Origin of the sequence: Burkholderia sp. L27(2015), assembly GCF_009765705.1 — a bacterium.
In the GTDB taxonomy this organism is placed as follows: Bacteria; Pseudomonadota; Gammaproteobacteria; order Burkholderiales; family Burkholderiaceae; genus LMUX01.
In genome coordinates this window covers 91,816-105,752 of sequence record NZ_LMUX01000016.1, presented here as the reverse complement: position 1 = coordinate 105,752, position 13,937 = coordinate 91,816, and the positions used below count along the sequence as shown (strand labels likewise).

Below are 13,937 nucleotides of genomic sequence, written 5' to 3'. Positions count from 1 at the left end.
GGGTGGAATCCTGGGTGGAGCCGGGGGTACAACCACCAGTACAAAATTAGGCCTCCTCGGTTCGCGACTCATGCGGCCACCTGCAGCACAAAGCAGCGCGGCGCCCGCGTCGGGCTGACGTCTGCCGAACGGGGACATGACTCGTCATCAGCCGCGTCATCGCCGCTGCGCGGTTCCGTCCAGTACACACTCACTTGCGCAACACCCGGCGCCGCGCCAGTAATCGCGAGGCCGCCGCCAGGAAGCGCCGCCAGACTATCCCGCATCAGCCTCACGGCCTGCTCCACGGAAAGGCCGGCGCGCAATGCCTCGGCTGCCGACTGTCCGATACGCACCGCGCGTTCGAGCCGGCGAGCGGCATCGTGGGACCGCGTCACCGTGGCCTGCAAAGCCACGCTGGCAAACGCCGCGATGCCCAGCAGAACTACCGCGACCAGCACTTGCGCCAGCGTATCGCCGCGTTGCAGCGCAAGACGCGGCGACTCCCCCGCGACGTACGTCGACCGTGCATAAGATGGACGTGCATCAGCTTTCATCGACTCGCCCCACACGGACCCTCGGTCAACCGTGGCCGGCCTGCGATCGCGAGCCGAATGCAGCGCGTCAAACGCGCGCGTCCAACGCCCGACGGCGATGTAATCGGACTGATTTCAAACGTGCGGAAACTGCCCAGTATCTGACCTGCGGGCGGGGTAAAGGTCAAGGCGGTCGCGACACCGGTCGCCGCCAGCGCGTGACTGCCGGAATAGAGCCGCAGCAAGCGGACGCTGGACGCTCCGGCATCGCGTTGCGCCTCGGTAACCACCAGCCAGCCGCAGGCCCAATTATCGGCACGAGCGGCGTCGCTGGGGCCGCACGGCTGAGTGCTTTTGGCGCAATGTGCGGCGCCGTCGTCACGACACACGTCGACACGCGCGCCCAAGCGCAAAGCCTCGTTACGTGCAAAGGTGAAGGTATTGAGCAGGTTACGCGTGAACCCATCGACGCGATCGCGCAGCAACCATTCGTTGAAGGCAGGCGCCGCGAGCATTGCGACGATGACGAGTAGCGCCATGACAGCCATCAACTCGGGCACAACGAAGCCCTGTTGTAATGACCTTTCAAGCAATGAACGTCGAAGTCGGTCGGCCAGCATGTGTACCCCTGGAGCACGATAATCTGCTGGGTACTTTAAGCGGCCGAGGAGCGCCTCACAATTGGCCGGACGGCCAAATCATTTAGCGCTTGCGAGGAGCGCGTCCCGGATTGAGGCGGCGAATTTCCTGGATGACCTCCTGGAATTCAGACACATCCTCGAAACTGCGGTACACCGACGCAAAACGCACGTAGGCGATTTTGTCCAGGCGGCGCAATTCGGCCATGACCAGCTCGCCGAGTTTCTCGGACCGAATCTCACGTTCGCCGGTGCTCAGTAGCAGGTATTCGATGCGGCCTATCGCGTCGTCCAGCGCCTCGGCATTGACCGGGCGTTTGCGCAGCGCGAGTTGCATGCTGGAGGAGAGTTTGCGGCGATCGAATTCGACGCGGCTGCCGTCTTTCTTGACGACCACCGGCAACGCCAATTCGATGCGTTCATAGGTGGTAAAACGTTTATCGCAGGAAGGGCAGCGCCGCCGCCGCCGGATTGCCGCCCCATCCTCCGAGACGCGAGAATCGACCACCTGGGTGTCTTCATGTCGGCAGAAAGGGCAGCGCACCGTGGCCTCCTAGCCTATGCAGGCCGGCACTAATGCCCGGGCCAGCGTCGACATAGACGCCCGACCGGGCATCGACACGGAGGCCGGCCAAGCATGGCGAGGCTGCGTGCGCGCGGTCACGACTTAGCCGTAGACCGGGAAACGCCGGGTCAACTCGGCAACCTTGGCACGCACGCGCGCAAGATTGGCTTCGTCGTCGGGACTTTCGAGCACATCGGCGATCAGGTTACCCACCTGCTCCGCCTCGGCCACACCGAACCCGCGTGTGGTCATCGCCGGAGAACCCACGCGGATGCCGCTCGTGACGAATGGCTTCTCGGGGTCGTTCGGAATCGCGTTCTTGTTGACCGTAATATGCGCCTTGCCCAGCGCCGCTTCGGCCGCTTTGCCGGTGATGTGCTTTGCGCGCAAATCCACCAGCATCACATGGCTTTCGGTGCGACCCGAGACGATACGCAGCCCGCGTTTGACCAGCGTTTCCGCCATCACTCGCGCGTTGGCCAGCACATGCTCCTGGTGGGTCTTGAAATCGGGCAACAGCGCTTCCTTCAAAGCGACGGCCTTGCCGGCAATCACGTGCATGAGCGGACCGCCCTGGATGCCGGGGAAGATCGCGGAATTGATCGCTTTTTCGTATTCGGCCTTCATCAGGACGATGCCACCGCGCGGCCCGCGCAGGCCCTTGTGCGTGGTCGTCGTGACGAAATCGGCGTGCGGCACCGGATTCGGGTAGGCGCCACCGGCAACCAAGCCCGCGTAATGCGCCATGTCGACCATGAAATAAGCACCGACAGCCTTGGCGATGGCGGCAAACCGGGCAAAATCGATACGCAACGAAAATGCCGACGCGCCGGCCACGATCAGCTTGGGCTTATGTTCGTGGGCCAGGCGCTCAGCCGCGTCGTAGTCGATGTCTTCCGCTTCGTTCAATCCATAGCTGACGACATTGAACCATTTGCCCGACATATTCACGGGCGAACCGTGGGTCAGGTGGCCGCCGTGCGCGAGACTCATGCCCATGATCGTATCGCCGGGCTTGAGCATCGCGAAAAAGACGGCCTGATTGGCCTGCGAGCCCGAGTTCGGCTGGACGTTGGCCGCCTCGGCGCCAAACAGCTGCTTCACGCGGTCGATCGCCAATTGCTCGACGATATCGACGTATTCGCAGCCGCCGTAATAACGCTTGCCGGGGTAACCCTCGGCGTACTTGTTGGTCAGTTGCGAACCCTGCGCCGCCATCACCGCCGGGCTGGTGTAGTTTTCCGAGGCGATCAGTTCGATGTGATCTTCCTGGCGCTGGACTTCCTGCTGCATTGCCGTCCACAGTTCCGGGTCGACATTCGCGATCGTATGTTTAGCGTGGTCAAACATAGGGATTCCGAGAAAAGAATACGGGTTGACCGGACGGGGCCAGCCTGACCCGGAGCGCAGCGAGTGGCACTTGGTGCACAACTCGGACGCGAGACAGGACAGCGCTATGCGACGCATTACTGCGACCAGTCACGGCTGCCCAGGCGAACGGCAAAACGGCATCCCGCGCTTCACGGTGGGTTTTTCCACCTTCGACATTGAAGTCGCTATCGCCAGTTACGCGGGTGCTTGAGGCGCTAGTGTAGGGGAATGGACCGCACTTGGCAACCGAACCACCGCCTTGCGCGGCGCGGGTCGGCAGCATCTCGGCAGGTTTTCGACCGTTTTTTTCCAGGGTCAGGCGGCGGCTCGTGGACACTGGAGCGACGGCTCGTGGAGAGAGTCAATCTGCCAAATTGGCGTGACCCGACTGGTTAGGCTTGCCCCCGCGACCGAACCGCAGTAGGCTTCGGGTTTTCCATAACCGGCGCGCCCTGCGTCGAGGCCGGCAAAATGTTCAGCGATGTCGACCCGATCCGTCGCCGAATTGACCGGCTGTTCCGGTAAACTTGCGGCATGAATGATCAGCGAAGCAAACCGGGCGTGACAGCGCGCTTTCAATGGCAGATCCGTGTGTACTTCGAAGACACGGATACCGGCGGCGTGGTTTTTTACGTCAATTACCTAAAATTTTTCGAACGGGCACGCACCGAGTTGTTGCGCGCCTGTGGCGCCGACCAGAGCGCCGTGGCGCAAAACGATGGCGTCCTTTTCGTGGTGCGCAGCACTGCCGTCAACTATCTGTCGCCGGCCCGCCTGGACGATCTACTGATAGTCGACGCTACCATCACCCGCCTGGGCCGCGCCTCGGTCGATTTCGAACAGTCGGTGCGGCGTGGCGATACCGTGCTCGCGCAAGGCTCGGTCAGGGTCGGCTGCGTCGATCGCGATTCGTTCCGACCCACCGAACTCCCGGCTTCAATCCGGCAAGCGCTGGAGGCCTGGAGGCATGCCGAGTGAACTTGCGAGCGCCGCAAGGCTCAGAGGCACGGGGCAACACAAGTTGTCGCGGCGCGAGCGCCTTCGCCTGCGCAGCAGAGCCCCAAGACTTACATGGATTAAAATCACGCAATTGCGAGCTAGTTCTGCGATTTTCCGTCATTTCTCCAGCTTTCCCGTGTTCCGAGTTTGCCCCGAGCTTAGCCCGAGCTTACCCATCAACCCACAGCAACCTGATTATCCCGGCCACACCGGGTCACCCCGTGCGCAAAATCTATGAATAACGCTCAAGATCTATCGTTTGTATCGTTGATCCTTAACGCCAGCGTCCTCGCCCAGGCCGTCATTGCACTTTTGCTGTTTTTGTCGCTGATGTCCTGGACGGTCATTTTCCGTAAATGGTTCGCCATCAGACAGGCTCGCGCACAAACGGAGCGCTTCGAGCGAGACTTTTGGTCCGGCGGCGATCTGCAGACGCTATACCAAAGCGCCGCCAGCAATCGCCACAAGAACGGCGCGCTGGAACGCATCTTCGAAGCCGGCATGCGCGAATTCCTCAAAGGCAAGGAAAAGCGCATGGCTGACCCCAGCGCGATGCTCGATGGCGCCCGTCGTGCCATGCGCGCATCGTTCCAGCGCGAAATGGATGCGCTTGAAGCCAACCTCGCCTTTCTCGCATCGGTGGGCTCGGTCAGCCCGTATATCGGTTTGTTCGGCACCGTGTGGGGGATCATGAACGCGTTTCGTGGCTTGGCTAACGTGCAGCAAGCTACGCTGGCCAATGTAGCGCCGGGCATCGCCGAAGCACTGGTGGCGACCGCTATCGGCCTGTTCGCCGCGATTCCTGCGGTGGTGGCCTACAATCGCTACACGCACGATATCGATCGCCTGGCGATTCGGTTCGAGACGTTCGTCGAAGAATTCTCGAACATCCTGCAACGCCAGGCCCACTGAGGAGCACGTCATGCCAGGTTCGATGCGTTCCAGCATGCGCGGTGGCCGCGGCCGCCGCGCGATGTCCGATATCAATGTGGTTCCCTATATCGATGTGATGCTCGTGCTGCTGGTGATCTTCATGGTCACCGCACCGCTCGTGACACCGACCATCGTCAACTTGCCCACGGTCGGCAATGCGTCGCCGCAGCCGCAGACGCCACCGGTGATTGTCAATATCAAAGCGGACGGCACCCTCTCGGTACGCTATAAAGACGGCACGTTGACGCAAGATCAGACCATGACGCAAAACGATCTCGACACGTTCGTGACCAATCGTCAACAGGCCAATCCTGACGAGCCAGTCGTGATTGCCGCCGATAAAACGGTAAAATATGAAGCTGTGATGAACGTCATGTCAGAGTTGAAGAATCGTGGTGTAAAGCGTGTGGGACTGCTCGTCAAATCGTCATGAATAACCGCTCTAACCAAAACACCGGTTACCCATTCGACCCGCCTCGCGAGCGCGGGACGTGGCGCTCGCTTGGCTTGGCCGTCGTGATGCATTGCCTGCTGCTGCTGTTTTTGCTGCATGGCATTCAATGGCAAAACAGTGCACCGGTCGGAGCGCAAGCGGAGCTCTGGACCGCAGAAGAGCTCAACCAGCCGGTCACGCCCCCGACGCCCCAACCGCCGGCGCCCGTGGTGCCGAAAGTGGTGACGCCACCGCCACCCGACGACGCCGATATCGCGCTCCAGGAAGCCAAGAAGCGACAGCAGCAAGCCCAGGAACAGGCTTTGCTGGCAGAGCAGGAACGCCAGAAGCAATTGCAGCTTCAGCAGGATGCTGACGCTCGCCTGCAGCAAGAGCGCGCCGCCCAGGCCAAACTGGCCCAGCAAAAGGCTGACGCGCAAAAGCTTGCACAACAAAAAGCCGACGAATTGAAGCAGCAGCAACAGTTGAAAGATCAACAGCTCAAGGATCAGCAGGCGAAAGACCAGCAACTGAAGGATCAGCAGGCCAAACAACAGCAGCAACAGGCTCAGGCGGCGCAACAAAAAGCCGAGGCGCAGAAGGAAGCAAAGGCCCAGCAGGCCGCTGACGCGAAAGCCAAGGCAGCGTCAGATAAAGCACGCGCGGCAAATCTGGCACGTCTGCAAGGTTCGGCCGCCGGCCAGACGGATGGAGCAAACGGATTGGGTTCTACAGGTACCGGGACCGGATCTGGCGGAACTGGCGCGGGTTACTCCGATAAGGTGCGCCGCAAAGTGCAGCCGAACATTGTCTTTGTTCCGAGCAGCATCGACGGCAACCCGGCTGCTGTAGTCGCGTTGCATTGCGCACCTGATGGCGATGTCCTCGAGGCGCACATCAGTACATCCAGTGGCAATGCCGCTTGGGATGACGCTGTGCTGCGCGCCGTGCAAAAATCTGGGCAGATGCCGCGCGACACGGACGGGAAGACGCCGAGCAACTTTACAATTACCTTCCGCCCGAAAGGCTGAAACATTTGAGGTTTAGTGTTGAAATTTCCACGCAAATTGCCTAAAGTGCGCGACTGGCTGCGGGAACGTTCAACTAATTTTGATGTCTAGTCAGGCGCGTGAAGGATGCATGTGACATCCACGCTTCGCTACCAGGAACCTGAACCAAGCATGAGCCTTCCAATGAATGTCCGCTTTAAAGCCGTGATGACCGCGGCATTGCTCGCTGTCGCCGCAAGTGCCCATGCGGAACTCAACGTCGATATCACCGGCGTAGGCGCCAGCCAGTACCCCATCGCCACCGCGCCATTCCGTGACGAAGCAAGCTCGCCGCAGCAAGTCAGCGAAATCGTCAAGGAAGACCTCGCTCGCAGCGGGCGCTTCTCGAACGTCGCCGCAGGCAGCACGCCGATTTCCGAAACCGACTCGGTCGACCTCGGCAGTTGGAAAGTCAAAGGCGCCGATGCATTCGTCGGCGGCAGCGTAACGCGCCTGCCCAACGGCGACTACGACGTGCGCTTCCGACTCTACGACACGGTCAAGCAGCAAAGCCTCGGCGGTTTGTCGCTGGTGAGCCCTGCCAGCGGGCTGCGCATGAGCGCGCACAAGATCTCCGACTACATCTACCAGAAGCTGCTGGGCGTGCGCGGAGTATTCGCCACGCGCCTGTCCTATGTGATACGCACCGGCGGTCGTTATCAGTTGCAGATTTCGGATTCGGACGGCAAAGACGCGAAAGTGGCGCTGTCGAGCCCGGAGCCGATCATTTCGCCGGCTTGGTCGCCCGATGGAACCAAGGTTGCTTACGTATCTTTCGAAAAACAGAAGCCTATCGTCTACATCCACGACTTGCCGACCGGCAATCGTGTCGTCATTTCGAACTTCAAAGGCAGCAACAGTGCGCCGTCGTGGTCGCCGGACGGCCGCCACGTGGCGGTCTCGCTGTCGCTCACGGGCAACACGCAGGTGTATGAAGTCAACGCCGACGGCAGTGGCCTGCGCCGCCTTTCGAACAGCAGTGGCATCGATACCGAGCCGCAATTTTCCGCCGATGGTCAGTCGATCTATTTCACCAGCGATCGGGGCGGCCAGCCGCAAATCTATAAGATGTCGGCGCAAGGTGAATCCGCTGGCGGCCCGGCTCAACGCGTCACGTTTCACGGTAGCTACAACACGAGCCCTCGTATCAGCCCAGACGGCAAGGAGCTCGCGTATATTTCGCGTATCGGCGGCGCTTTCAAGCTCTACGTACAAGATCTGAGCACCGGCGATGCGACTGGCCTGACCGACACCACGCGTGACGAGTCGCCCAGTTTCGCTGCGAACGGACAATACATTTTGTACGCTACCTACGTTGGCGGTCGCGGCGTATTGGCAGCAGTGTCAGTCGATGGCACGTCACGCCAGGTACTGTCGGTGAGCGGCGGCAATGTGTCGCAACCTTCGTGGGGTCCCTTTATGCAGTAAATCGGAGTAGTCGGTTTGTCCGCTACTGCGACAGTAATTGCCTGTCGATGGGTCACATCAAGCCCATCGGCTGGTAACCGTTTGACCCATATTTATTTGATGCAACGACAACTTAGGAGAAGTAAACATGTTTTCTAAACTTCGCATGGCTTTAGTGGTTCTCGTGGTTGGCGTGTTGAGCGCTTGTCATTCGGGCGCCAAGCTTGACCAAAACGCTGCCGGCTCGCAAGGCAATGGCGTGAACCCCGGTGATGTCGCGACCGTCAACGTCGATCCGTTGAACGATCCGAACAGCCCGCTGGCCAAGCGCAGCATCTATTTCGACTTCGACAGCTACGCTGTGAAGAGCGACTATCAATCGCTGTTGGCAGCTCACGCTGACTACCTGAAGAGCCACCCGCAACGTCACGTCCTGATCCAGGGCAACACCGACGAACGCGGCACGACCGAGTACAACCTGGCACTGGGCCAGAAACGTGCTGAAGCCGTGCGTCGCGCGCTGTCGCTGCTGGGCGTTCCGGATTCGCAAATGGAAGCTGTGAGCCTGGGCAAAGAAAAGCCGCAAGCTACCGGTCATGATGAAGACAGCTACGCTCAAAACCGTCGCGCTGACTTCGTTTACCAATAAGCACCATGTCATTACGATCGCATCGCTTTTCAGGGTTGCGCGCGATTGCGGCAGCCGGCGTGACGGGGATGGCGCTGTTTGCCCTGCCCGCTCATGCCGGCCTGTTTGACGACGACCAAGCTCGTCAGGCAGTGCTTGATCTGCGCACCAAGACCGATACGTTGGCGGCGCAGATGGCTGCCGCACAACGCACCATCCTCGATCAGTCGAGTCGTATCGATCAGTTGCAGCAACAGGTCGATACCTTGCGCGGACAGAGTGAGGATCTCGGCAACCAGGTGACGACACTGCAGCGTCAACAGCGCGATTACTACACCGACCTCGATGGCCGGTTGAAGAAATTCGAGCCGACGCAGCAAACCGTCGATGGGGTGCAAGGCGTTGTGCAGCCGGGCGAAACCGATGTTTTCAACGCAGCACTGCAGCAGTTCCGCGACGGTGACTTCAAGAGCGCAGCCGCGTCGTTTCGCGACTTCGTTCAGAAGTATCCACAAAGCCCGTATCAGCCCTCGGCTCAATACTGGTTAGGCAACGCGCTGTATGCTTTGCGTGATTACAAGAACTCGACTGCGATGCTGGCGGGCGTGGTGAAGAACTATCCGAACCACCCACGCGCGCCTGAAGCGTTGCTTGCGATCGCGAACAACCAGGTTGAACAGAACCAGAAAGCAGCGGCTAAAAAGACGCTGCAGCAGGTTTTGGCTGAGTACGCAGGAACTCCGGCAGCCCAAACGGCCAAGGACAAGATTGCGGCTTTGAAGTAAACACCTCGGGCGATTCTCGCGCCCGGCTGGTGTTGTTCGAATGTTGTACGAGCCCGGCTGGAGGAGACTCCGCGCCGGGCTTTTTTATTGGCGAATTGGGCAATAAACCGGCAATATAGCGCTCTGCGCGCTTGACAGAATTTGCACTAATTTACTATAATCGCTGTCTTCTTTGGGTCGTTAGCTCAGTTGGTAGAGCAGCGGACTTTTAATCCGTTGGTCGCAGGTTCGAATCCCGCACGGCCTACCAAAGCATTCAAGCATTTAAGCCCAGCCCACAAGGTTGGGCTTTTTGCTTTCTGGTTTCTGAATTGCACCCTGAAAGTTGTGGGACGGCTCAAAAGCTAGAGAGCCCAAGTGAGCCGCTGGGATATTCTGGACGCCTTCGAGCCGGCCGTCGCCAACGCGGACTTATCTCACCAATGCTATATTGAAATTCCCCGATAACAACGGGCAACCCTCCCCTCAAGCTTCCGATTGCCGCCCGGCGCATCCAAGATGGACCACATCCTCATAGTCGACGACGACCCCAACATCCGCGACCTGCTGCGCGAATATCTGCAAGGCATGGGATACGGGGTATCGGTGGCCACCGGCAGCACGCAGATGAAACAGATTATCAACACGTCGCGGGTCGATCTGGTGGTGCTCGACCTGATGCTCGACGGCGAAGACGGGCTTGATGTCGCGCGCGATCTGCGGCGCCGCAATACCGTGCCGATCATCATGCTCAGTGCGCGCGGCGGCCTGCTCGATCGCATTCTCGGGCTCGAAATGGGCGCGGACGATTATTTGCCGAAGCCTTTCGATCCACGCGAACTGCTCGCCAAGATCAAAACGGTATTGCGCCGCACCCGCAACACTCCGGCCGGCCGCCCAACGGACGCCGCCGCCCACATCAATTTCGCGGGCTGGCGGCTCGATACCGGCATGAAGCAGATACTGTCGCCCGAAGGCGTGGTAGTCACACTCGGCGGTTCCGACTACCGCACGTTGCGCACGCTGCTCGACTCTCCGAACCGGCCCCTGTCACGCGATTTTCTGCTGGAAGAGGTATTCGGCAAGGAGCGCACGCCGCTCGATCGCGCGATCGACGTGTGCATCAGCCGGCTCAGGCAGCATCTGAAGGACACGGCGCGCGAGGCAGCGCTGATCCGCACGGTGCGCAACGAGGGCTATATGCTGACCGCCAGCGTGACGTATGAAAGCTAGCCGATGAAAGTGCGCCTCTGGCCAGACACGCTGTTCGGACGCCTGGCGCTGATTCTTGTGGTCGGTATGTTCGGCGGCCAGGTGTTGACCAGCACGATCTGGTTCGAAGCGCACGACAACCGTACCCTGGAAATGCCCTCGCGCCTTTTCGCCAGTCGTCTCGCCGATACGGTTCGCCTGCTTCAGGGCACAGGCAGCGATGCATCGAAACAAGCTTTATTAAGTCAGCTTAACGATGCACGCTACACGCTGCGCGTGATCGATGCGCCGAGTCCGGAGCCAGCCCACTCGGTCGCGCATCAGGCAGTCGAAAACCTGATCGCGGGCGTGCTTGCACAGCGTTTGCATGAGCCGGTGACGCTGCATCTGCTGGACGTCGGGCTTACCGACAAAGCCGGGGACAGCGGCATCCTCACGCTGTTCGACTCGCGCATGCCGTCGGGCCGATTTCATGCCCAGTTGCAAGTGCCGGGTGGCGCCTGGCTTGATGTCACCGCTCGTGAAGGACAGGCTGGCATGGAAAACCAAACGCGTGCGCTGGCGCTCGATTACGTGCTGCGCATCTATGCCATCCGCTTTCTGGCCGCGCTCGGCTTTGCGATGGTCGCGGTGCGGATTGCCGTGCAGCCTTTGCGGCGGTTCGCGCAAGCGGCGCAGGCCTTGGGCAGGAACGTATACCGGCCCGCTTTGCCGCTGTACGGGCCGCGCGAGGTGGTGGTCGCCGCACGCTCGTTCAACGCGATGCAGCAGCAGTTGATTCGCGGCATCGAAGAGCGAACGCGGCTATTGGCGTCGATTTCGCACGACTTGCGCTCGCCACTGACCCGGCTGCGTCTGCGCACCGAAATGTTGCCGGACTCGGCGGCGCGCGAGCGCCTGAATGCCGATCTCGACGACATGGATGCGATGGTGCATACGGCATTAGACTTTGCGCGGGCGGTTGAGGTGACCGAACCACGCCGACAGATCGATATCGACTCGCTGCTGCGCGGCTTGTGTGACGATCTCGCCGAAACCGGTACGCAGGTCATTGTGGAAGGGCACGCCGGTGCGCCGATCAGCGGTTACCCGCGCAATTTGAAGCGTTGCCTGCAGAATCTGCTGGACAACGCGATCCGTCATGGCACAAACGCAGCAGTGCAGGTGCATGATCAGCGTAAAGCGGTCCTCATCGTCATCAGCGACGAAGGCCCGGGCATTCGCGGCGACGGTATGCTCGAACGCGTATTTGAGCCCTATGTGCGTGAGCAACCGGGCAAGACGAACGGCACGGGGCTCGGCTTGACCATCGCGAAGAGCATCGCGGTGGCGCATGGCGGCACGTTGGAGCTGGTCAATCGTCCCGAGCGGGGGCTCTTCGTGAAGCTGTGCTTGCCAAGAGAGGCACCGGCGTAGCAACAGGCACGGCACGATAGCGCCAGCCGTCGATTCAAAACGCCCGAGAAGAATGCGATACGCCGGTACTGGTTTCTCTAGTGATCTGCCATGTCCGGCCGGCCGGCGAGACCGTCGATCAGAATCTGGTGGGTGCCGCGTGAACATGGCTCGATACGCGCAACGACTCCAAAAACATCCCTAAGACTGTCGGGCGTGACGACATCCGCAGGCCGTCCAAAGCCGACGATGCCGCCGCGACTGAGCAGCATCGCGCGATCGCATGCGCGCAGCGCGGTATTGATGTCGTGCAGCACCACGACGGTCACCATGTTGCGACGACGCGTTTCGTCGCGCAGCATCTGCATCACGTGGAATTGATGATTCAGGTCGAGCGCGCTTAGCGGCTCGTCGAGCAGCAGCACTTGCGGATCGCGCACGAGCGCTTGAGCAATGCCGGCGAGTTGCCGTTGACCGCCCGACAACTGGTCGAGCGTACGCTGCGCAAGATCGCTGATGCCAAGCCGCTGAAGTATCGAAAACGCGTGTGCGATATCGGCATCGCGGCTCATATGCGTCGATCCAAAGCCGTGGCCTCGGGTCGCGCAAAAAGCGACGCGCACCGATTCCAGCACCTGAAGACGCACGCCGGCGGGCAGTGCCTGCGGCAGATAAACGACGCTATGCGAGCGCGCCCCGGACGGCGATAGTGCGAGCGTTTCACCGTCCAGCGTGAGGCGGCCGCCGCTCGCGACCGTGAGACCAGCCAGCGTGCGCAGCAACGTGGATTTGCCGCTGCCGTTCGGGCCGAGCAACGCGGTTATTTCACCACGCGGCAGCACGCCGGCGGCCAGCGCATCGAGTACGTGGCGCTTGCCGTAGCGCACCGTCAAATCGTGGATCGACAGACCCGGCGTGCTCGTTGCGGTCATCGCACTCATCACGCCCGCCCCTGCGAGCGCAGCACGATGCCGAGAAACAGCGGAATACCGACCAGCGCGGTAACGATGCCCACCGGCACCAGCACGCCCGGAATCAAGAGCTTCGACGCAATCGAAGCCAGCGACAACATCAGCGCGCCGAGCAGCGCACTGCCGGGCAGGTAGAAGCGATGATCCTCGCCGAGCAGCGTGCGCGCGATATGCGGTGCGATCAAACCGATAAAGCCGATCGTGCCGACAAATGACACCGCCAGCGCCGACAACATCGAGACGCGCAGCAGCGTGCCGAGTCGCAGCCGGCGGATGTCGATACCGAAGCTCGCCGCGCGGTCTTCGCCGAGCCGCAACGCGGTCAGCTTCCATGCATTGCGCATGGATAGCGGCAGCGACACCGCGAGTGCCGCGGCCAGCACGCCGATTTCTTGCCAGTTCGCGCGCGCCAGCGAGCCGAGCGTCCAGAAAACGAGTTCTTGCAGCGCATCGGCGGAGGCAATGAACTGGATTAGAGACACCAGCGCGTGAAACGCGAACACCAACGCGATGCCCATCAGCACCACACCAGCGGTGCTCATGCCGCGCCAGCGCGCGACCGCGTCGAGAATAGCCGCCGACAGCAGTGCGAACACGAAGGCGTTGGCCGACACAATCCAGCCTTGCGGCACGCCGGGAATCGCGAGATCGAGCACAATCGCGAGCGACGCGCCGAACGCGGCCGCGGCCGACACGCCAAGCGTGTACGGACTGGCCAGCGGATTGTCGAGCACCGTCTGCATCTCCGCACCCGACACGCCGAGGCTCGCGCCGACCAGCAGCGCCATTACCGCGTAGGGCATACGAATCTGCCAGACGATCACGCGAGTCGATTCATCGACGGATGCGCGCTCGAAAATCGTGCGTAGCAGCGTCGCGATGGGCAAGCCGGACGGCCCTGTATTGAAGTCGAACAGCAGCGACGCTGCGATCAGCAACACGATCGCGACGAGGCAGCCGACGCGGCGGCGCGTCAACTGACGGTATCGGCTGAGCACCGCTACCTCATGCGGCAAGGGCCGAGCAGGAGCATTGAGAAAAATCGGCATCGACAAGT

General features: G+C 61.0%; 15 protein-coding genes, 1 tRNA gene and 1 riboswitch. Of the genes, 10 read left to right on the top strand and 6 right to left on the bottom strand.

Annotated features, from left to right (window positions below):
• Positions 1-68: 68 nt before the first annotated feature.
• The 4 genes from GSQ77_RS08425 to glyA form a co-directional block, all read right to left on the bottom strand.
• Positions 69-536 carry a hypothetical protein gene (locus tag GSQ77_RS08425; protein ID WP_158901002.1) on the bottom strand — a complete coding sequence of 156 codons (468 nt, stop codon included), beginning with the start codon at positions 534-536 and terminating at the stop codon, positions 69-71.
• Positions 533-1,135, bottom strand: coding sequence for a GspH/FimT family pseudopilin (locus GSQ77_RS08420; protein WP_158902857.1), 603 nt, complete (start codon positions 1,133-1,135; stop codon positions 533-535). Before GSQ77_RS08420 ends, GSQ77_RS08425 begins: the two co-directional genes overlap by 4 nt.
• 82 nt (positions 1,136-1,217) lie before the next feature.
• On the bottom strand, positions 1,218-1,697 hold the full coding sequence (nrdR, locus tag GSQ77_RS08415) for a transcriptional regulator NrdR (RefSeq protein WP_158901000.1): 480 nt from the start codon (positions 1,695-1,697) through the stop codon (positions 1,218-1,220).
• Between the two features lie 123 nt (positions 1,698-1,820).
• The gene (glyA, locus tag GSQ77_RS08410; RefSeq protein ID WP_158900998.1) at positions 1,821-3,068 is read right to left on the bottom strand and encodes a serine hydroxymethyltransferase; all 1,248 of its coding nucleotides are present in this window, start codon (positions 3,066-3,068) and stop codon (positions 1,821-1,823) included.
• A 130-nt stretch (positions 3,069-3,198) separates the two neighbouring features.
• Positions 3,199-3,298: riboswitch (ZMP/ZTP riboswitch) on the bottom strand.
• 325 nt (positions 3,299-3,623) lie between these two features.
• Between glyA and ybgC the strand changes: the two genes are divergently transcribed.
• The 10 genes from ybgC to GSQ77_RS08355 all read left to right on the top strand — a co-directional run bounded on the left by ybgC (position 3,624) and on the right by GSQ77_RS08355 (position 11,930).
• On the top strand, positions 3,624-4,067 hold the full coding sequence (gene ybgC, locus GSQ77_RS08400; RefSeq protein WP_158900996.1) for a tol-pal system-associated acyl-CoA thioesterase: 444 nt from the start codon (positions 3,624-3,626) through the stop codon (positions 4,065-4,067).
• Positions 4,068-4,322: 255 nt separating this feature from the next.
• Positions 4,323-5,000, top strand: a complete 678-nt coding sequence (tolQ, locus tag GSQ77_RS08395) for a protein TolQ (RefSeq protein WP_158900994.1) — start codon at positions 4,323-4,325, stop codon at positions 4,998-5,000.
• A gap of 10 nt (positions 5,001-5,010) precedes the next feature.
• On the top strand, positions 5,011-5,454 hold the full coding sequence (tolR, locus tag GSQ77_RS08390) for a protein TolR (protein WP_158900992.1): 444 nt from the start codon (positions 5,011-5,013) through the stop codon (positions 5,452-5,454).
• Positions 5,451-6,485, top strand: coding sequence for a cell envelope integrity protein TolA (gene tolA, locus GSQ77_RS08385; RefSeq protein WP_158900990.1), 1,035 nt, complete (start codon positions 5,451-5,453; stop codon positions 6,483-6,485). The genes tolR and tolA overlap by 4 nt, the downstream gene beginning before the upstream one ends.
• Before the next feature lie 150 nt (positions 6,486-6,635).
• Positions 6,636-7,931, top strand: coding sequence for a Tol-Pal system beta propeller repeat protein TolB (gene tolB, locus GSQ77_RS08380; RefSeq protein WP_158900988.1), 1,296 nt, complete (start codon positions 6,636-6,638; stop codon positions 7,929-7,931).
• A 127-nt stretch (positions 7,932-8,058) separates the two neighbouring features.
• Entirely contained in the window at positions 8,059-8,559 is a 501-nt protein-coding gene (pal, locus tag GSQ77_RS08375) for a peptidoglycan-associated lipoprotein Pal (RefSeq protein WP_158900986.1), read from the top strand.
• 5 nt (positions 8,560-8,564) lie between these two features.
• On the top strand, positions 8,565-9,323 hold the full coding sequence (gene ybgF, locus GSQ77_RS08370) for a tol-pal system protein YbgF (protein WP_158900984.1): 759 nt from the start codon (positions 8,565-8,567) through the stop codon (positions 9,321-9,323).
• A 174-nt stretch (positions 9,324-9,497) separates the two neighbouring features.
• Positions 9,498-9,573 (top strand) — tRNA-Lys (locus tag GSQ77_RS08365).
• A 248-nt stretch (positions 9,574-9,821) separates the two neighbouring features.
• Positions 9,822-10,535, top strand: a complete 714-nt coding sequence (locus GSQ77_RS08360; protein ID WP_158900982.1) for a response regulator — start codon at positions 9,822-9,824, stop codon at positions 10,533-10,535.
• A gap of 3 nt (positions 10,536-10,538) precedes the next feature.
• A complete protein-coding gene (locus GSQ77_RS08355; RefSeq protein ID WP_158900980.1) occupies positions 10,539-11,930 on the top strand; it encodes an ATP-binding protein in 1,392 nt (463 codons plus the stop codon).
• Between the two features lie 77 nt (positions 11,931-12,007).
• On the opposite strand, the gene GSQ77_RS08350 is transcribed toward GSQ77_RS08355, so the two are convergent.
• Together GSQ77_RS08350 and GSQ77_RS08345 are read right to left on the bottom strand one after the other, a co-directional pair.
• Positions 12,008-12,850 carry an ABC transporter ATP-binding protein gene (locus GSQ77_RS08350; protein WP_216854871.1) on the bottom strand — a complete coding sequence of 281 codons (843 nt, stop codon included), beginning with the start codon at positions 12,848-12,850 and terminating at the stop codon, positions 12,008-12,010.
• Entirely contained in the window at positions 12,850-13,929 is a 1,080-nt protein-coding gene (locus GSQ77_RS08345) for an iron ABC transporter permease (RefSeq protein ID WP_158900978.1), read from the bottom strand. The genes GSQ77_RS08350 and GSQ77_RS08345 overlap by 1 nt, the downstream gene beginning before the upstream one ends.
• Positions 13,930-13,937: the final 8 nt, after the last annotated feature.